We start from the raw sequence: 17666 nt of genomic DNA on the forward strand, positions 1-17666 counted from the left end.
GGCGCCACGCGAGAGGGCTGTCAGGTCCACCCTGCCGGATCGCTTAAAGGAGCGAAAGGACGCAGAATGCGGTAAAGGGGCCCGTGCGGTGGCGTGGGCCATCGGAGAGTGATGGTGTGCTTGAGGTCCCGCTCTGGCTGTGGGTGGCGTTCGCCGCGACGGTAGTGGTGTCGCTCACGGTGGACCTGCTCGCCCACCGCACCGCACACGTCATCGGCTTCAAGGAAGCAGGGGCCTGGAGTGCCCTGTGGGTGGGCCTTGCCCTGATCTTCGGTGGAGTCGTATTCCTGGTCCTCGGCACGACTGCGGGCACGGAATACACCACGGCTTGGCTTCTGGAGAAGAGCCTGTCGGTCGACAACCTCTTCGTCTTCGCCGTGATCTTCGCCTATTTCAAGGTGCCCCGCGCCTACCAGCACCGCGTGCTGTTCTTCGGCGTCATGGGTGCCCTGGTCTTCCGCGGGATTTTCCTCTCCCTCGGCGTCGCCGTGGTCAGCCGCTTCACCGCCGTGCTCTTCGCCTTCGCCGCCGTCCTCTTCTACAGCACCTACAAGCTCCTCAAGGACGAACAGGAGAGCTTCGACCCGGGAAAGAGTTTCGCCGTACGGATGCTTCGCAAGATCATGCCGGTCCGCGACGAGTACGCCGGCATGAAGTTCTTCGTCAAGGAAGCCGGCAAACGCGTGGCCACTCCGCTCCTGGCGGTGGTGGCCGCCATCGAGGCGGCCGACCTCGTTTTTGCCGTTGACAGCGTGCCCGCAGTCCTTGCTGTCAGCGACGATGCCTTCATCGTCTACACCAGCAACGCCTTCGCCATTCTCGGACTGCGGGCCCTCTATTTCATGCTCGCCGGTCTCCTGGACCGGTTCCACTACCTGAACAAGGGCCTTGCGATCATCCTCGCCTTCATCGGCGTCAAGCTCGTCCTTCAGGCATCCCACAAGACGATCAGCAGCAGCATCCCGGAAATCCCCTCACCCGTCAGCCTGGCGGTCATCGTCGTCGTGCTGGCCGGCTCCGTGGTACTCAGCCTGCTCCGGCCCGCCCCACTCCCGGCCCCTGCCGTTCCCAGCGAGGAGGCGACCTCGCCGTCCGAGGTGGCGGCCACGGACGACCCTCGCCCCGGGGGCGGGGTGCCTACCGAGCAGGATGATGGGGGTGATGATCCGCCCCGAGCTGCGGACTGATCGAGACAGAGTTTGCGGGCATATTTGCCCGGTTACTCCCTTTTCGTGATTTTTAAGCCTATCGTTAAAGGATGAGTAAAGTCGAGCGTAAGACCCGTCCCCAGGGAACGCTTGTCTGCCCAGCCTGCAAGCAGCCCGTGGCGACGATCGCCAAAGGACGGCACAAGGCCTTCGGAATCTTCGTGCCCGTGTGGCGGCCCGGCCCCTGCAACAATCCCGACTGCCCCGAATCTCGGGAAGGCCCGGCGCACCAGGACAGCTGGCTCGCCCCAAACGGAGCATGCCCGCGCCCGGGGTGAGGCGGTGCTGTCGCAGTGACGTGCCGGCGCGCCAGGGCGGAAGGAATGTGCGATGACCCAAACCGGCAGCAGGTTCGACGACCGTCGACAGCCGCTCGCGACATGGGTCGTGTCAGCGGACGGAGGACGTCCCGAGGGGCGTACCTGCTCACACCTGGCAACGCTGCCGGCCTGCCCGAGCACACCGTCCCAGGTGTGTGCAGAATGCCAGGCCCGCGGCTGGACCTGGAGTCGGCTGAGATGGTGCACCACTTGCGGGCACGTCGGATGTTGCGACAGCTCTCGGGGCCGTCACGCCTATGCCCACCACGCGCAGACGGGTCACCCGTTGGTCCTGTCCCTTGCCCCGGACGAATCCTGGGCATGGTGCTTCGTCGACGAAGTCTTCCTGGTCCGGGTCGAAGGGGCTGAGGGCGCGATCGGCTGAGACAGTCCCTGGCACCGTCACGAGGTCAGATTGCAGCCTGGCGCATCCAAAGTCGCTGCAGTCGGGAAGGGCTGGTGGAGGTGGAAATGAGTCACCCCCCTGTCTTCGACGTGCCCCGTGGCGATGTGCGCACCGACCTCTTTTCGCTGTTGGAGGCGACGTCGAACTGCGAGTGGAAGGGGGTGGCCACGTATTGGACCTTGGTTGTGGAAAGGCTCGCCGTCCGCGACGCCGCCTGGAGTTATGAGGCTCCCTCGCCCGGGTACGAGAGCATTGCCGGTCACCTTGCCTTTTATGCGGGAAGAGCTGACCTTTGCACGGTCGACGGGGAGCGCGTGCGAGCCCAGGGCGGTGACTTCTACGGAGGGTGGATCACCGACGAAATCCTCGGCCCCTTCAAGGGCGGTCTGGGAATCTCCGGCTCTTGAACCGGGGTCTGAATGTCCGTGGCTGTGAGGTACCGGAGGTCCGAAAGATGGCCGGTGGCAAGGTGCTCGTTGTGGGTGGGACGGGAATGATCGGAGGTCTCGCGTCGCAGATGCTGGCTCGCAGAGGAAGCTCTGTGGCTCTGGCGGGCCGAGACGGCCACCTGCTGGCGGAGCGGTCGAGACTGCTGGGCCACTGCCCGTACAGGTCTTTCGACGCGTATGACCTTGAAGGCTGCGCCTCCCTCGCTCCTTGGGCCGCAGAAGCCCTTGAGGGGCTGAACGCGGTGGTTGTCGCCATCGGCGTAGCCGGTTTCGGCCGTGCCGAAGAAGTCGATGAGGCGGCCGCAGAGCACCTCATGACAGTCAATGCGCTCGCACCCATGGCCGTCGTACGTGGGGCCCTGCCGGTACTTGAGCCCGCGAGCGTCGTCGCGGTCGTCACCGGAGTCATCGTCGACAAACCAATGCGCGGAATGGCCGACTACACGGCAGCCAAGGCAGCGCTCGCCGCCTGGCTGGGCGTGGTGGAGCGGGAACAACGCAGCCGCGGGATTCGCATCGTGGACGTGCGCATGCCGCACCTTGGCGGCGGGTTCGTCGACCGGGCGGTGATCGGCAGCGCGCCGAAGATGCCGACGGGAGCCGACCCAACCCAAGCAGTGGAACAGCACCTGATCGCTTCGATCATGGCAAGTGCTGTGCAGGCTCAAGGGTGACTGAGACCGAACTGGCAGGATTCATAGCCGCCGAGCCACGTTGACGCGCGCGTCGTCGTCGCCCCTCATCGCTCAGCCCGGCCCGTACGTGCCCGCACTCCACTCGTACCCCTCCGGATCCCGGACACGAGCGCGTCGCGATCCCCATGCCGTGTCTTCGGGCTCGATGACGGGGGTCGCGCCGGCGTTGAGGCATCTTGCGAACCACTCGTCGACTTCGGAGCCGTCAGGTGCGCCTGGCTGCGGCGGCGATCGGCAGGCGTGCGGCCACCTCGTCGGCCAGCCGCTCGAACTCCGTTCGCAAGAACGGTGATGCCAGCTTCGCGAGGCCTTTGAAGGCCAGCGAGGCCTTGTACGACAGCTGGGTGCGGTCGCCTTCGTCATCGAAGCGGAGGTCGTCGACGGCGGTCACCGTCTTGTTCTCTCCGACGAACACCAGCCGCCTGGGCTCACGCACGTCGAGCCGGTACTCGAGTTCGGTCGTACGGCCCCGGAAGACCGACGTGTTGCGCCAGCGCGCACCCGTGCGCAGAGGCCCGTCGTCCAGCCGTACGCAGGACACCGTCCCCGGATCCCATTGCTCGGTACGGGCGAAGTCCTCCAGATACGTCACGAGCTCGGCCAAGGGAAGCCGTACCTCGATTTTGCGCTCGACACTGATCACCGCATGGTCCTCCGTCTCCCACACCAGGGCCCTCCGGCCCCCCCCATCCCGACACTGATGCTTCCGTGTGAGTGGGAGCATCGGATGCATCGGACCAGGCTTGACGAGACCTAGGACCGCCTGGTCGGTGTCGGTCAGTTCAGGAATCCAGGTCCTGGAGCACCTCGCGGGCCGCGCGTGCCCCCGAAGCCAGCGCTCCCTGCAGTGAGCTGGTGGCTCGGTGGTCGCCACACACGTACCGGCCCGGCCCGAAGCGAGTTCTTCTTGAGAGGGGTGCTGGACCGGGCATGGCCGGCAGGGCGTCGGGGACGGTGACCCGGTGGACGAGTTCCCACTCCGTCGTGTCCGTGTCGTACACCTCGGCGAGGGCGCGCAGGACAGCCGCTGTCTCGGTCGGGCCGGGGGAGCCGAGCACCGAGGTGGACACCAGTGCCCGGCCGTCGGTCGAGAAGCGGGGATGGACGGCGCTGAGGACACACGTGTTGAGGAACCTGCGCCGCGCGTCGACGACGAGTACGGGCTCGGCCAGCGGAGCCTTGGCCGTCGCGTGGTAGAACGTGGTCACGGTACGGCCCTCGGGCACCCGAAGTCCCGGGAGCAGTTCGCCCGCCGTCCGCTGGCCGGTCGCGACGACGACCGCGCGGGCTGCCACCTCGCCGCCGCCCGCGAGGGTGACCCCCTCCGGCGTCACGGCCCCGACAGGGCTGCCGGTCCGCAGCACGTGTGCGGGCAGCCGGGAGGCGAGCTGCGAGGGAACCGCCCCGATCCCTTCTGCCGGAAGGCAGAGAGTGCCGCGCAGCATGCTCCGCCACACCAGGTGGAAGAAGCGGGCGGACGTCTCCAGCTCGTCCTCCAGGAAGACGCCGGAGAGGAAGGGCCGGAAGAAGGTCTCCACCAACTGGGGTGACACGCCGGCCTCGGCCAGGGCGGTGAGTGTGCTGCCGTCGGGGCCACGCCGCAGCACGGATGCCGGCGCGAGTGCGTCGCGGGCCGACAGCGCGCAGAGGGCGAGCAGATCACGGCCGGACACGAGCCGGCCGGGCAGAAGATCACGGCTCTCTCTGGGCCGTCGGGTCGGGTCGGTGAACCGACGGAACCCCTCATGGGTGTGCACCAGTACACCCTGGGTGAACGGCCGCAAGCGGAGCGCCTTCAAGTCGATACGCCGCTTGACCTGCGGATAGGAGGTGTTGAAAACCTGAAAGCCTCGGTCGAGCGTGAAGCCGGCCACGTGGTCCGTACGCATCCGCCCGCCCACCGTGTCGTCCGCTTCGAGCAGGCGGACCCGCAGGCCCGCCGCGCCCAGGTCGCCTGCGCAGGCGAGCCCCGCTGCCCCCGCGCCGACGACCACTACGTCGTACCGCCCGCTGTCCGTCTTCCGCATGGCGTCCTCATCCTCGTTCCTCGTACGTGGCCTTGACCCGCATGTCACCGCGACCAGGGCAGGACCGCAGTCCCGGCCGGCTCACGGCGGTTCCTCGCCTCGTGCTCGCTCCTGCTCAAGGAGGGCCGACAGGTCCTTGAGCCGGTCGAGTCCGTGGACCGACCTGGAGATCCGGGCGTTGTGTTCGAGCAAGTCGCGATGGCGGTGCAGGAAGCTCCAGTAGCCGGCCGTGAACGGGCAGGCGTCCGCCCCGACTCTCCGGTCCGGGCGGTACGCGCAGGGGCCGCACAGGTCGCTCATGCGGTCGATGTAGGCACCGCCGGACGTGTAGGGCTTCGTCGTCATGCGGCCGCCGTCCGCGTACTGCGACATGCCCACGACGTTGGGCAGCATCACCCAGTCGTATCCGTCGACGAAGCAGCGGTGGAACCAGTCGGTCACGGCGGCGGGATCCCAGCCGCGCTGAAGCGCGTAGCTTCCCAGCACCATCAGCCGCGGAATGTGATGGGTCCATCCGGTGTCCCTGACCTGGCGCAGCACCGTCGTCAGGCAGCGGGCCGACACGGAATCCGCGTCGAGTTCGTTCCACCAGTCGGGCAGGGGCGCGGTGTGGCCGAGCACGTTCGACGCTCTGTAGTCCTCGCCGACGTGCCAGTACAGCTGCCAGACGTACTCGCGCCAGCCGGCGATCTGTCGGACGAAGCCCTCGACCGAGTTCAACGGTGCCTCGCCCGCTCGCCACGCGGCCTCCGCGCCCTCCACGCACTCGGCAGGGTCGAGCAGGCCGAGGTTCAGGGAGGAGGACAGCAGGCTGTGGCTCATGGTGTCGTCGTCGGCGAGCATCGCGTCCTCGTGCGCGCCGAAGCCGGGCAGGCGGTGCCGGAGGAATCCGCGCAGCGCGGCACGTGCTTCCCGGCGGTCCGCGGGGAACAGCCGCGGCCCGTCGCGGCCGACGAAGGCGACATCCCCGTCGCGTTCCCAGCGGTCCAGGTCACGGCGGACCTCCTCGTCGACGGAGTCCTCCCGGGGCCGATACGGAGCCGTGGTTCCCAGCGTCCGCGCACCCTTGGGGGGCGGCTCTCGGTTCTCGTGGTCGAGGTTCCACGTGCCGCCCGCCGGTCCCCCGTCGTCCATCAGGAGGTCGTGATCGCGTCGGACGTGCCGGTAGAAGGCCTCCATCCGGAGCCCCCGCTGCCCGTGTGCCCAGACGGAGAAGTCCTCCTGACGCACAAGAAAGCCGCGCGGCGGGAGGACGGTGACGTTGTCCAGGGATCGTACGAGGGCGAGCGCCGCCCGGGACGTGGGGTGGTGCACGGTCACCCGTCCGTCGCCCACGGCCCGCCGCAGCCCTTCCCGGTAGCTGTCTGCCCGCACGTACGTCACGCGGTCGCCCAGTTCGGAGGCACGGTGCCGCATCGCCGAGAGGACCAGGTGGGCCTTCGCCCGGTGGAAGCGCCGACGGCGGAAGACGCCACGCGACTCGATCATCACCACGGGGACGTCACGTGAGGGACGGTCACCGTCCGCCGCGAGGAAGGCCGGGCCCAGCTGGTCGCCGAAGAGCCAGTGCCTACCACTACCAGTACCTGTACCTGTCATGCGGTCTCGATCCGCTTCTGCCTCGTGGCGCGTCTTGCGCTCACCTCCACCTTCGGCAGGCGGGCGTACTTCGGATGCGTTCCCCTCGCGCGGAGCGTTGGCGCCTCTGGCTTCGGCCCATGAGGGCGACAGAGGGGGTGGTGCGGCCCCGTGACTCACTGCTCACCTCAGAGGTCGGCCCTCGTGCTCACCTCCGGAGTCGGCCGCCGTCCCCCGAGCCCGTCCCGCCCCATCCACGGAGCTCGCCGGAGCCGGGCACTGTTCCGGTCAACGTCACCGGGCCGTTCGTGGTTGCGCGTACGGCCAGGAGCGGTCCCCGTGCCGTCGCGGAGACGGCCCCGCCGGCGGTGACCGAGGTCAGTCGGCGGCTACCGGCTGCCAGGTAGTGGCGCGCTCCGGAAGGCGCCACCCAGTATGTGCCGGCGAGCACGTGCTGGCCGAACCTGCTGCACGCGGCGGTGTCCGCCGGCACGGGTGAGGGGCCAGGAACCGCATGCCTCGCTCCCGACGGCTCCTCCATAGCCACCGCGACGCGGCCACGGCCCTCCCAGTTCTCCGCTCGGAGACACGTCCAGGTCGCCCGGCCACGCTGCTCGGGGAGGCTCTGCTGGGCGAACTCCCAGCGGTTCACCGCCCGTACCCCGGTTCCGCGCAAGGCGGGCAGCGAACAGACCGACCGTCGCCAGGCGGCCAGCCCGGCCGGAGAGGTCGCTTCGCGGGGTTGACGCGCCGGAGCTCCGGCGCCCGGGGGAGGAGTCCACGTCAGGTGTACGGGTGTCAGCTCCCCGAGCTCCGTCAGGAGGAAGGAGTGATCCTCGACGATCCGCGTGGAACTGCGCAGCTCAAGAACGGGCGCGCTGCCACAGCCGGTCGGCATCCGGGACACGGGATCGGTGACGCCGAAGTCGGACACGCCCAAGGGCGCCGCGGTGGCGTCGCGGCGAAGAAGGTCCCGTACCCCGATCTCTTCGATCCAAGGCGCGACGAGAAATCGGACCATCTCGTCCGTACTGCTCACGACGACGGCCGTGCCCGTCGTGACGTCCGCGTCGTCCGTCCGCGCCAGTTCGAGGGCGGCCGGTCCTCCGCCCGCGAGCGGTTCGGTGTAGCGAATGATCCGGTGGCCGTCGTGCAGGAGCACCACGGCCGAGTTCTCGACGGTGTCGGCGAAGAGCAGCTGCGCCGGCGTCAAGGGCGGGGTTCTCGGAGTTCCCGGTGTGACCGCGACCGCGACCTGGCTGCCGCTCGCCGCCCGTGTCCCGCCAACCCCCGCCTCCCGGAACCAGGTTCGGAGGGTGCGGGTCAGGAGAGCCGTGTCACCGGTCCGGGCACCACGCGCGGGCCACGCCGAGAAGTCGACGCGAGCGGTATCGGCCCACCGCTCCCCGGGCACCCGCACCAGATGCCGTGCTTCGGAGGCACGAACGAAGGCCTCAGCGGAAGCCGGGGTGGGGACGGCGACGGCAGGCGGCCGGTCGTCCCACTGGCTGCTGCCCTTCACGACCACGGCCCCGGCGGTGGCAAGGAGGGCCAGAGCCACCGTGAGCCCGGTGAGCCGTGTCCGTCGCCGACGGCGCAGCAGGTCCGTAGGGCGAGCCTGCACCGTGCAGGGGTCGAACTCGACTCCCTGAAGAAGCGATTCGGCTTCCCGGCCGAAGGAGGCCCGGAGCCGATCGGCGGAGACAAGGGCCTTGTCCGGGTCCGCGACACCGGCGCCCGCCAGCAGGTATGCGGTGGCCTGGGGTGCCAGGCCTTCGAGGAGCAGCAGCACGAAGGCGGCCCGTACCGCGGGGGTCACACCGGCCAGCGCACGGTCCAGCGCGGGCTCGTCGTCGCCACCGGCCTTGGGGAACAGTCGCAGCCCAAGGACTGCCGGAAGCGTGGGCCACGCGGGGAACCGTCGGGAGCGCCCGGGGGCGCGGAGCGCGGCGGACACGACGTGCCCCCGCAGCCAGAGGAAGGCTTCGCCCGACTCGCCACGCGGGGCCGGAACTGTCGGCCCCGAGCGCGTACGTCCCGCACCTGAGAGGGACTTCTGCACGAGGGAGTGCGCGACGAGCAGGCGCCGGTGTCTTCCCAGTTCGGGCGTGAGGATCAGATAGGCGAGCCGTACGAGCCGCGGATACTGCTCGACGAGCGCGGCCTCGGCGTCGTCCAGGGGAGGGCGCTTGGGTCCTGTGGTCCCGGCGGTGGATATTCCGATGGCGTGGAAGATGCCAGTCAACATGACTGCCCAACGAGACGACCCTCGGACGGGTCACCCCGGGCGGGCGGCCAGGGCGGTGATTGGTTTGCAGGTGGGCGTGGCGATAGGACTAATGCGGCCGTTGGGGGGGTGGTCGCGCCGAGCTCGCAATCCGCACTCTGCGGGGCGCCGAAGGAGGCGCAGACGTGCCTCACGGTGGAGGCTCGCAAAACCGATCGGAGTCCTCTTGTGCGTACTCGTCGAATCGCCGCCACCTCTGTCGCCGCTGCCGCGATGGCTGTCTCTGTGCTCTCCCCGGGCCTGGCTGCGGCGACCGCGGAGGGCGGCGATCCGTTCGGGCCGGAGGGCCGTGCTGCTGGGCACGGTCTGTTCAGTGTGGGTCTGACCGCGGACCAGCGCCTGGTCGGTTTCGACGCCGCAGACCCGACCGACACCTGGTCGCGGGGGAAGGTCTCCGGCCTCGGGGGCGACGGCAAGCTGGTGGGGATCGACTTCCGCGTCCAGAACGGCAAGCTCTACGGCGTCGGCGACAAGGGCGGCGTCTACACGCTCACCAGCGATGCCAAGGCCGTCAAGGTCTCGCAGCTGACCGTGGCGCTCCAGGGCCGGTACTTCGGTGTCGACTTCAACCCTGCCGCCAACCGCCTGCGCGTGATCAGCGACACCGGGCAGAACCTGCGTCACAACATCGACGATCCCGCCGCCCCGAAGACCACCACCGTCGACGGCACACTCACCAACCCGACGATGCCGCCGTCGACGGCACTCGGCGTCACCGCTGCCGGATACACGAGCAACGACCTCGACGCGGCGACCGCGACCACGCTGTTCGACATCGACACCACCAACGACCGCGTCTCGCTGCAGTCCCCGGCCAACGCCGGCACCCTGGCACCCACCGGCAACCTCGGCGTGAACACCGGCCCGTCCGCCGGGTTCGACATCTACTACCAGGCCTCCGACGGCTCGAACCGCGGCTACGCGACCCTGTCCACCGGCGGCAAGCAGCGCTTCTACAAGGTCAATGTCCTCACCGGCAAGGCCACCCTGGTCGGTGACTTCCCGGCCGGTCGCCAGGTCGTCGACGTCGCCCTCCCCCTCAACCAGCACTGACCAGCACAGACAATGGAGGCGGGCCCACACAGCCCGCCTCCACCTCACCGCGGGCACAAGTGTCCGATGCCGGCTGGCAGCACACTTGTGTCCCCGGCCTCGAGGTGCGCCTCGAACCGGGAACGCCGGAGACCCGACTTCTGGGCTGGCAAGGCATGCTGCCGCCCTCTCTCATCTGTTGCCTCGCTGAGGGGCTGCCTACATAAGGCGGCGCGGTCTTCAGGCGGCGTTGTGGATCAGCGCACTACGGAACGTGCGATGCGGAATCCGACGTCGTCGACCCGAAACGTGGGGTGACTGCGGCGCCTTACAGAAGCCCGGCAGCTCCAGCGCTCGTCGAACCAGCCGCCGCCTCGCAGAACTCGGTAGGTGCCGTAGACCTCGGCGTCGTAGACGTCCCAGCACCACTCCCACACGTTGCCGAGCATGTCATGGAAGCCCCAGAGGTTCGGATGCTTGCCTCCCACCTCATGGAAGGTCTCGGCCGAGTTGCCGCGATGCCAGGCGATCTCGTCAAGGGGGCCATAGCGCGGCCCCGCCGTACCGGCCCTGCAGGCGTGCTCCCACTCCGCTTCGGTCGGCAGCCGGTACCCGTCGGCCGTCACGTCCCATTCGATGTCCTGGCCGCCGACCTGACGATCACCGGCGCTTCACGGAACTGCCGTCAGAGCCGTTTCAGGATCCGCACGCTCGGACGATTGGCCCCGATGGACCCCATGTGGTCGCGACGGTGAACAGCCTTCGCTAGGCTCTCCGACGATCTGTCGAGAGCTATTGTTCTGTCTCGCTTGACAGGAACCCAAGTAGCCGGCGCCGTGCTGTACGGCGGCGGTGCGTTCATCGCCTGGATGACGTTGTGCGTCACTGTTTGGACCGCGCTCGGCCTGCTGGGACATCCCCGTGAGGACGCTCGAGCAGACGGCCAGGCCAACTAAGGCGTGCCGACAAACGGTGTGTAGACCGACCGGGCCGGTCTGGTCTGGTCGAGAGCCTCGGCGAGATACGCGGGATGCCGGAAGCCCTGCAGATGACGGTGGCCGTTGGTTACGGGGGGCCCAGAGTGTCGTTCTCCACTGGCACCAGCCTGCCACTCGACGCCCCGCGCCGTATGCCGCGCGGGGCGTCGATCCACCGGCCCTGCCGGGCCGGGTGAGTGGCCGTCAGCGGTGACCACGCAGCTTGGTGAGGAGGCGCTGCATCTGGGTGCGCCTGCGAGGGTCGGCGGCGGCCCGGCGGACGGACGCCACCGCGCTACGGCCCTGCGGGCTGTGTGCGAATCGCTTGATACGGGTCAGGAGTGCGCTCATGGGATTCTCCTTGGGTCGCAAGGGCGGGACGTTGCTGCGAGGATCGCCTATCGGAAGAACGCCAGGTAGTAGTCGACGAGCCCCATCCGGTGCGGCTCGTCGTCGTCCAGGTCGCGGTCGGGTCCGCGTTCGAACGGCGGGGCGTCCGCGATCTGCTGCTTGGTGCAGCCGATGTCGAGCCTCTCCGCGTCGGGGTCGACCGTGGTCACGACCCCGGCCGGAACGATGACGCGTCTGCCGGGGATCCAGGGATCCGTGTCCACGACGACATGGGCGCGGCCGGCCGTGGGCTCGTGCGTGTCGACGGTGCCCGCGAAACCGTCCAAGGCCTCGACCCTGTACCCGGTCAGGTCGAGATGCGCCGCAGGGGCCGCGGTCTCCCTGTAGGTCCAGATGTCGTACGCCATGGGTGTGTTCCTTCCGCCGGGGGCGAGGGGCAACGGGCTTCGTGATCTGTCACTCCGTGTTGCCCGTCGCAGCCGTCCCACACCATCCGGATCCGCCGGATCGCGAAACTGTCCGCGGCGATGCGGCATGCGCGGCTTCGTGTTGGTGCGGCCGGGCCCGTGCTCGGTGCGAGCCGAATGATCCCCGGGGGACCGGGTACGCGGACGCTGTCCAACCCGTTCGGGAAGGACCAACGGAACCGCCGTGCACACGAGCGTCCTTCGCCGCCGCCGGTTGGTCGTTCCGCCCGCGGAGCCCCACGGCGCACCGATGACCGGCGTGACCTGATCTGAGGTGGCCCGCGCGTTCGACGCCGTGACAGACACGACGTAAAGCGACAGAGGAGTGACAGTGATGACCGATCGCATCTGGGCCTACAGCACGGAGTCCGGCCACCTGGCGGGCATCGACCTCATCGGGTGGCGGGTCGAGGCGTCCGACGGGCACATCGGCAAGGTCGACAAACACTCCGACGAGGTGGACGACGCCTATCTGGTCGTCGACACGGGCCCCTGGATCTTCGGCAAGGAGGCGCTGATCCCGGCGAGCGCGGTGACCCGTGTGGACCTCGAGGACCACACGATCCACCTCGCCCTGTCCAAGGAACAGGTGAAGGACGCCCCCGAGTTCGTCTCCGACAAGCACCTGGCGGACCGGCAGTACCGCGAGGAGATCGCCCAGCACTACCGCACCGGAGGACCCTTCTCGGGCGGCACCGGTGCCATCTGACAAGCGGTGGCCCTGCTCCTCCAACGCCACTTCCGACGGGGCGAGGCTCCCCCTCACGCGTACACCTCGTACCCGTCTGTTCGGCTCCTTCACCACCGTCCTTCAGGAGGTAGATACGCATGATTCCCCTGCTCCTTGTTCTCCTGCTCGTCCTGCTGCTCTTCGGCCTCGGCTTCGCGGCCAAGGCGCTCTGGTGGATCGCCGTCCTCGTCCTCGTCCTGTGGCTGCTGGGCTTCGTGGCCCGGCCCAAGGGAGGCACGGGTCGCTGGTACCGCTGGTAGTCGGCCCCGGTCGTCCACCGGCGGTGTGGACCGATCCCTCCCACATGAACGAGCCCGGCACTCCCAGTTCGGAGCGTGCACGAGATCGCCGACGTCGAGCAGGCGCGTGACGCGGTTCGAGGACATCGTTGACGTCCCGGTGTGATCCCTTCGGGCGGTGTGGAAACCATGAAGAGGGGAAAAGCGATGTACGAGGTGCCCTGCGCACCCACCGGACGAGGGGAGTACCAGCGCCATGACGGATGCGATGACCGCGGCACGGGACTCCTTGTTGTCCGCGAGTGTCGTCTACGACAACGCCTCTGGCGGCGGTGCGATCGCCTCCGCGCGCGCCTTCACGGCCGACTTCCTAGCGGCGGTCCCGTGCGTGCGGCGTGAACCGGTGGCCGACGAGCGTGTCGAGCTCGCGCAGTTGGTGGTCAGCGAGCTCGTCACGAACGCGGTCCGGCACGCGGTCGGCCCCTGCCGACTGGTCCTGGAGCTGCTCCAGGACACGCTGGAGATCTCGGTGTTCGACCGTGAGGTGGCCGCTCCCGTGCCCCTCGGACACGATCCCGGCCGGATCGGGCAGCACGGCGTCGAGATCGTCGTCGCCGTCTGCGAGAGCCTGAGCGTGGAGCCGCACCCGGAGGGGAAGCGGGTCCGGGCGCGTCTCTCCCTCCTGCGGGAGTACGCCGACACGGCGACCCCGGCGGACCGGCGACCGCACTGACGTACCCCGAGCTTTGCGCAGCGGATGGGCACTACGGCTCGCCGGCCCCTGACGGGCTCTGCCATAGGACGACGCGTCGTGGCGCGGTCACGTGCAGGCACTTCTCGTCCGTGACTGATTGGAACGACCTGGTACTGCATCTTCTCTCTTGCTGCCCTCTGCCCAACGACCCTTGCCGGAGGCGGGCTTTCGGTGGCCGACGGCCCCGACAGGCGGCACGGGGAAGGCTTCTGAACACCCCTCGGGAAGGCTCTCGACAGATTCGGCCGTGTGCACTGCGCCGCTCCGGGTAGGCGACCTGACACGGAGCCACGACTTTCGGCTCGGGACACACGTGAAAGGGGAATGGCGTGACGCTCACCACGATGTCGGCCAAGGGAATTGAGGCCGGAACGGGAACGCTGCCGGTGATCCCGGACGCGTTGGCGGTCGCGCCGAAGGACGCGCGGGCTTTGTCGAAGGTCTTCTTCCAGGAACTCACGGTGTTGGAGGAGGGGACGCACGAGTACCAGTACGCGCGCAACACCCTCATCGAGATGAACATGAGTCTGGTGCGCTACGCGGCGGGACGGTTCCGTCATCGCGGCGACGAGATGGAGGACATCGTCCAGGTCGGCATGATCGGACTGATCAAGGCGATCGACCGCTTCGAGCTCTCGCGGGAGGTCGAGTTCACCACGTTCGCCGTGCCCTACATCGTCGGGGAGATCAAGAGGTTCTTCCGAGACACCTCCTGGGCGGTGCACGTACCCCGCCGCCTGCAGGAGGCCCGGGTGGAACTGGCGAAGGCGACCGAGGAGCTGAGCACGCGCCTGGGCCGGACACCGACGGCCTCGGAACTCGCCGAGCTGATGAGCCTCACGGAGGAAGAGGTCACCGAGGCCCGGCTGGCCTCCAACGGCTACAACTCCTCGTCGCTCGACGCCGCACTGAGCGGCGAGAACGAGGACAGTGAGGCCTGCTTGGCCGATTTCATCGGCAGCGAGGACCCCGCCATGGAGCTGGTGGAGGACTTCCACGCCCTGGCCCCGCTGATCGCCGACCTCGACGAGCGCGACCGGCAGATCCTCCACCTGAGGTTCGTCGAAGAACTCACCCAGGCCCAGATCGGGGAACACCTGGGCTGCTCCCAGATGCACGTCTCCCGCCTCCTCGCGCGCACTGTGAAGCGCTTGCGCGAGGGCCTGCTCGCAACCGGCTGATACGGACAGCCGCCAGTACTGTTCCGCACCCCGCGGACCGTACCGGGGCGGTCACGCCCTCTTCGGTCGCCTACCGCACGCACCTGGGCCGCAGTCCCTGCGGGGCGCCTCTCGCCCCTGTTGCCGCCGCCCCGCGGGCCCCTCCGGCGTGACCTTCTGGCTGCCTTGACCTGCGGAGGAGATGGGCGGACATCCGGAAACCACCGCACGGCCCGGTAGGCGGTCAGTAGCCGGCCTTGGTGTGGGCGATGGTCTCGAAGGAGCCGTAGCGGGCGTTGGCGTAGCGGACGCCGGAAATGATCGAGTCGACCGGGTTGAGGATGTTGGTGTGGCCCGGCAGCGCGTACGCGGCGAACGTCGGGCGGATGGTCTGCAGCAGCCCGTACGTGCCGCCGTACTGGGCCTGGTTCGCGTCCCAGTGGTTCTCGGCCCGGGGGTTGCCGGAGGACTCGGTGAGCGCGCGGGCCTTGATGGCGGCCGCGGAGGGAACCTTGTCGCCGTGCGCGGCCAGGATGGCGCGAGCCTGGGCGATCCAGCTGTCCAGGCCACCGGAAAGGCCGACCGCAGAGGGGACCTGAGCGGCGGGCCGGACCGGGGCCTGGGCCTCTGCGTGCGCGGTTCCCGGCACCGCGACAGCGGTGACAGCGCCTGCGGCGACCAGGCCCAGCGTGGCGATCTTGCGGGTCAGGCGATTACGGACAGTGGTGGAACGGGTACTGAACGGCTTCACGGAGAGGATCCTTCCGGGACAGCGGGGCAGAGCGGCCGCGCGCGGCGGCGCGACGCCGCTGAAGGGGGCAGGGGTGCGCACCGTCTGCAGAGCCCGGCGGGCCGCTGAGCGGCCCCGGCCGGGGCTTGGTGCGCCCTTCTCTCTCCAGTGTTCCGGCCCTGGCACCGCGGATTCCGGGACTTGTTTCCAGGGTTCGAGTGGCGAAAGTTGCACCTGCCGCACGGCAGCGAGCTGTGGAAGGTACGCGCGGGTGCGGCCCCGGGCCCCTCCTCCGTGATGGTGACCCCGAGGTTGCGGAGGTAGCGGAGGTAGGCGACGGGTCGAAGTCGGATCCAGGTCAGCCCGTCGCTTCGCGGACGTCCTTTCCCTGCTCGGCGAACGCCTTGAAGTCCTCCATGTGCTGCAGCGACTGCTTGCGGAAGGTGGCGGGCATCAGAAGCCCCACCAGCCGCATCAGCACGCCGCTGAACCGGTACTCGTTCTCGCTCATCCAGAGCGTCTTCTCCGGACCGGCCTCGGTCACCCGGTCGCGCACGGCGCTCCACATGCCCTTGCCGACGATCTCGCGGTCGAAGTGAACGACGCTCCCCTTCGGGATCCCGTGCAGGTCCGCCGGTTCCCTGCGTGTGATCGTCTCGGTGCCCTCGAACTTCTGCTGCCCCATCTGCATCACGACCCGCGACTTGGTCCCGACCTGCCCGTGCACCCCACTCAGCGGTTCGTGCAGCACCAGGCCCCGCAGCCACTTCGGCAGGTGTGCCGGGTCGGCGAGCAGCTGGACCACCTCTTCCCGCGGCAGGGCGATCTCGATCGAGACGGTGTACTTCACAGCGGAGCCCTCCAGGTTCCTGAGTGAACGGGCGGTCATGAGCTGATGGGGATGATGCCGAGGGGCTCGGTCGTGGGTTGGGTGGAGCCGCCCGCGGGTTCGACCGTGATGCCTACGGCTACCGCGTTGCCCAGGGGGCCGTCGAGGATTCGGGTCGCTCGGTCGCCGGTGTTGTCCAGGAGGCCCGCGGGGCGGAGGTCGCCTGCCTCGGCGGCGTACCAGAGTTCGTAGACCTTGTCGCTCGGTAGTGCCGGGAGGTCGCGGGCGGTGAACGCGGCCTGCGCCTGTTGGCGGGAGACGACGACCGCCGCATCGGCTCCGTCGGCCAGCGTGCCGGTGTGCACGGTGGCGTCCGGGGCGGTGAGGACCTCCGCGAAGGCGGCGCTCGCCGTGCGGGCCTGCTGCTGGGCTCGGTCCGCGCGGGCGCGCGCGTCCTCGGCCTCCGAGTGCTGCCAGACGGCGATCGAGCCGAGCGCGGCCGCCGCCGCGAGGCTCGCGGCGAGTGCGAGGCGCAGTGCGCGTTGGCCGCGGGCCTTGGCATGGGGCCGGGTGATGTGATGCGGGCGGTCCTGGGGGGTGTGGGAGACCAGCTCCATCACCCGTGCGCGCAGCTCCTCGGGGACCGGGGCCGTGTCGGAGACGACGAGGCGGGCGGCGGTCTCCTCGAACTCGGCGACGTCCCGGCGGCAGGCCTCGCAGCCGGCGAGGTGCTTCTCGAAAGCGGCTGCCTCCACGGGCGGGAGGGCGTGCAGAGCGTACGCCGCGGCGTTGAGGTGCGGATCCTCCGGCGTTGTCATGAGCCGGCCTCCAAACAGGCGCGCAGCTGCTTGAGGCCGTTGCGCATGCGGGACTTCACCGTTCCCTCGGGGGTGGAGAGGGAGCGGGCGACCTCCAGGTAGGTCATGCCCTGGTAGTAGGCGAGTACCAGCGGCACCCGCTGGAGGCGGGCCAGGGCCGCCACGCAGCGATGGACCCGGCGCCGTTCGTCATGGCCCTCGACGGTCTCGGCGACGTGGTCGAACTCCCTGTCCGCCGACAGCATTCCGGCCAGCTTTTCCCGGTCTGTGCTGGCCCGGACGCTCCGCACCCGGTCCACGGCCCGCCGATGAGCGAGGGTGAGTACCCATGCCTTGGCCGTACCGCGGCCGGGATCGAATCGCTCGGCCGTACGCCACACCTCGATCATGACGTCCTGCGTCACCTCTTCGGCCTGGGCCGCGTCCCGCAGGATCCGGCATGCGAGCCCCATCACCGACTTGGCCAGTGCGTCGTACACGCCCGCGAACGCGTCCCGGTCACCGTCCGCCGCTCGGAGCAGGAGCGTGTCGACGTCGGCGTCCGATGCGGATGCTGCGTGCGGCAATGGTCGCTCCCCATCATGCCTCTGGTGGTCGGTCGCCGGAGTG

Annotated in this window: 19 protein-coding genes and 2 pseudogenes; 9 read left to right on the forward strand and 12 right to left on the reverse strand. The window is 69.1% G+C overall.

Annotated elements, in window-relative coordinates:
* Window positions 1–116 precede the first annotated feature (116 nt).
* The 4 genes from AB0F56_RS02490 to AB0F56_RS02505 all read left to right on the forward strand — a co-directional run bounded on the left by AB0F56_RS02490 (window position 117) and on the right by AB0F56_RS02505 (window position 3057).
* Window positions 117–1187, forward strand: a complete 1071-nt coding sequence (locus AB0F56_RS02490; protein WP_362003121.1) for a TerC family protein — start codon at window positions 117–119, stop codon at window positions 1185–1187.
* A 351-nt stretch (window positions 1188–1538) separates the two neighbouring features.
* Window positions 1539–1913: a UBP-type zinc finger domain-containing protein gene (locus AB0F56_RS02495; protein WP_362003122.1), complete on the forward strand. Its 375-nt coding sequence runs from the start codon at window positions 1539–1541 to the stop codon at window positions 1911–1913.
* Window positions 1914–1987: 74 nt separating this feature from the next.
* Window positions 1988–2341: a DUF427 domain-containing protein gene (locus tag AB0F56_RS02500; RefSeq protein ID WP_362003123.1), complete on the forward strand. Its 354-nt coding sequence runs from the start codon at window positions 1988–1990 to the stop codon at window positions 2339–2341.
* 47 nt (window positions 2342–2388) lie between these two features.
* Window positions 2389–3057 carry an SDR family NAD(P)-dependent oxidoreductase gene (locus tag AB0F56_RS02505; protein ID WP_362003125.1) on the forward strand — a complete coding sequence of 223 codons (669 nt, stop codon included), beginning with the start codon at window positions 2389–2391 and terminating at the stop codon, window positions 3055–3057.
* A 72-nt stretch (window positions 3058–3129) separates the two neighbouring features.
* On the opposite strand, the pseudogene AB0F56_RS02510 reads toward AB0F56_RS02505, so the two are convergent.
* The 5 genes and pseudogenes from AB0F56_RS02510 to AB0F56_RS02530 all read right to left on the reverse strand — a co-directional run.
* Window positions 3130–3267, reverse strand: a pseudogene (locus AB0F56_RS02510) (VOC family protein); the annotation flags it as partial.
* A gap of 16 nt (window positions 3268–3283) precedes the next feature.
* Window positions 3284–3721: an SRPBCC family protein gene (locus AB0F56_RS02515; protein WP_362003127.1), complete on the reverse strand. Its 438-nt coding sequence runs from the start codon at window positions 3719–3721 to the stop codon at window positions 3284–3286.
* A gap of 139 nt (window positions 3722–3860) precedes the next feature.
* Window positions 3861–5105 (reverse strand): FAD-dependent oxidoreductase, encoded by a 1245-nt coding sequence (locus AB0F56_RS02520; RefSeq protein WP_362003129.1) that lies wholly within the window; start codon window positions 5103–5105, stop codon window positions 3861–3863.
* Window positions 5106–5186: 81 nt separating this feature from the next.
* Window positions 5187–6704, reverse strand: coding sequence for a cryptochrome/photolyase family protein (locus tag AB0F56_RS02525; RefSeq protein WP_362003130.1), 1518 nt, complete (start codon window positions 6702–6704; stop codon window positions 5187–5189).
* 187 nt (window positions 6705–6891) lie between these two features.
* Window positions 6892–8931: a hypothetical protein gene (locus tag AB0F56_RS02530; RefSeq protein WP_362003131.1), complete on the reverse strand. Its 2040-nt coding sequence runs from the start codon at window positions 8929–8931 to the stop codon at window positions 6892–6894.
* Between the two features lie 252 nt (window positions 8932–9183).
* Between AB0F56_RS02530 and AB0F56_RS02535 the strand changes: the two genes are divergently transcribed.
* Window positions 9184–10023: a DUF4394 domain-containing protein gene (locus AB0F56_RS02535; RefSeq protein ID WP_362003132.1), complete on the forward strand. Its 840-nt coding sequence runs from the start codon at window positions 9184–9186 to the stop codon at window positions 10021–10023.
* Window positions 10024–10259: 236 nt separating this feature from the next.
* On the opposite strand, the pseudogene AB0F56_RS02540 reads toward AB0F56_RS02535, so the two are convergent.
* The 3 genes and pseudogenes from AB0F56_RS02540 to AB0F56_RS02550 all read right to left on the reverse strand — a co-directional run.
* Window positions 10260–10649, reverse strand: a pseudogene (locus AB0F56_RS02540) (formylglycine-generating enzyme family protein); the annotation flags it as partial.
* A 534-nt stretch (window positions 10650–11183) separates the two neighbouring features.
* A complete protein-coding gene (locus AB0F56_RS02545) occupies window positions 11184–11330 on the reverse strand; it encodes a hypothetical protein (protein WP_362003134.1) in 147 nt (48 codons plus the stop codon).
* A gap of 47 nt (window positions 11331–11377) precedes the next feature.
* Window positions 11378–11737: a PRC-barrel domain containing protein gene (locus AB0F56_RS02550; RefSeq protein WP_362003135.1), complete on the reverse strand. Its 360-nt coding sequence runs from the start codon at window positions 11735–11737 to the stop codon at window positions 11378–11380.
* A gap of 394 nt (window positions 11738–12131) precedes the next feature.
* On the opposite strand from AB0F56_RS02550, the gene AB0F56_RS02555 reads away from it, so the two are divergent.
* The 4 genes from AB0F56_RS02555 to AB0F56_RS02570 all read left to right on the forward strand — a co-directional run bounded on the left by AB0F56_RS02555 (window position 12132) and on the right by AB0F56_RS02570 (window position 14701).
* Window positions 12132–12506, forward strand: coding sequence for a PRC-barrel domain-containing protein (locus AB0F56_RS02555; protein WP_362003137.1), 375 nt, complete (start codon window positions 12132–12134; stop codon window positions 12504–12506).
* 119 nt (window positions 12507–12625) lie between these two features.
* Window positions 12626–12787, forward strand: a complete 162-nt coding sequence (locus tag AB0F56_RS02560; RefSeq protein ID WP_362003138.1) for a hydrophobic protein — start codon at window positions 12626–12628, stop codon at window positions 12785–12787.
* 235 nt (window positions 12788–13022) lie between these two features.
* Complete coding sequence (locus tag AB0F56_RS02565; protein WP_362003139.1) at window positions 13023–13499, forward strand: ATP-binding protein; 477 nt, start codon at window positions 13023–13025, stop codon at window positions 13497–13499.
* Window positions 13500–13849: 350 nt separating this feature from the next.
* Window positions 13850–14701, forward strand: a complete 852-nt coding sequence (locus tag AB0F56_RS02570) for an RNA polymerase sigma factor SigF (protein WP_362003141.1) — start codon at window positions 13850–13852, stop codon at window positions 14699–14701.
* 223 nt (window positions 14702–14924) lie between these two features.
* On the opposite strand, the gene AB0F56_RS02575 is transcribed toward AB0F56_RS02570, so the two are convergent.
* From AB0F56_RS02575 to sigK, 4 genes are all read right to left on the reverse strand, one after another.
* Window positions 14925–15431, reverse strand: coding sequence for a transglycosylase SLT domain-containing protein (locus AB0F56_RS02575; protein ID WP_362003143.1), 507 nt, complete (start codon window positions 15429–15431; stop codon window positions 14925–14927).
* Window positions 15432–15768: 337 nt separating this feature from the next.
* Complete coding sequence (locus AB0F56_RS02580; RefSeq protein ID WP_362003145.1) at window positions 15769–16299, reverse strand: SRPBCC family protein; 531 nt, start codon at window positions 16297–16299, stop codon at window positions 15769–15771.
* Entirely contained in the window at window positions 16296–17057 is a 762-nt protein-coding gene (locus AB0F56_RS02585) for an anti-sigma factor (RefSeq protein WP_362003147.1), read from the reverse strand. Before AB0F56_RS02585 ends, AB0F56_RS02580 begins: the two co-directional genes overlap by 4 nt.
* Window positions 17054–17623 carry an ECF RNA polymerase sigma factor SigK gene (gene sigK, locus AB0F56_RS02590; RefSeq protein WP_362003149.1) on the reverse strand — a complete coding sequence of 190 codons (570 nt, stop codon included), beginning with the start codon at window positions 17621–17623 and terminating at the stop codon, window positions 17054–17056. Before sigK ends, AB0F56_RS02585 begins: the two co-directional genes overlap by 4 nt.
* Between the last annotated feature and the right edge of the window lie 43 nt (window positions 17624–17666).

This window comes from Streptomyces sp. NPDC026092, from assembly GCF_040638605.1.
Lineage (GTDB): Bacteria > Actinomycetota > Actinomycetes > Streptomycetales > Streptomycetaceae > Streptomyces.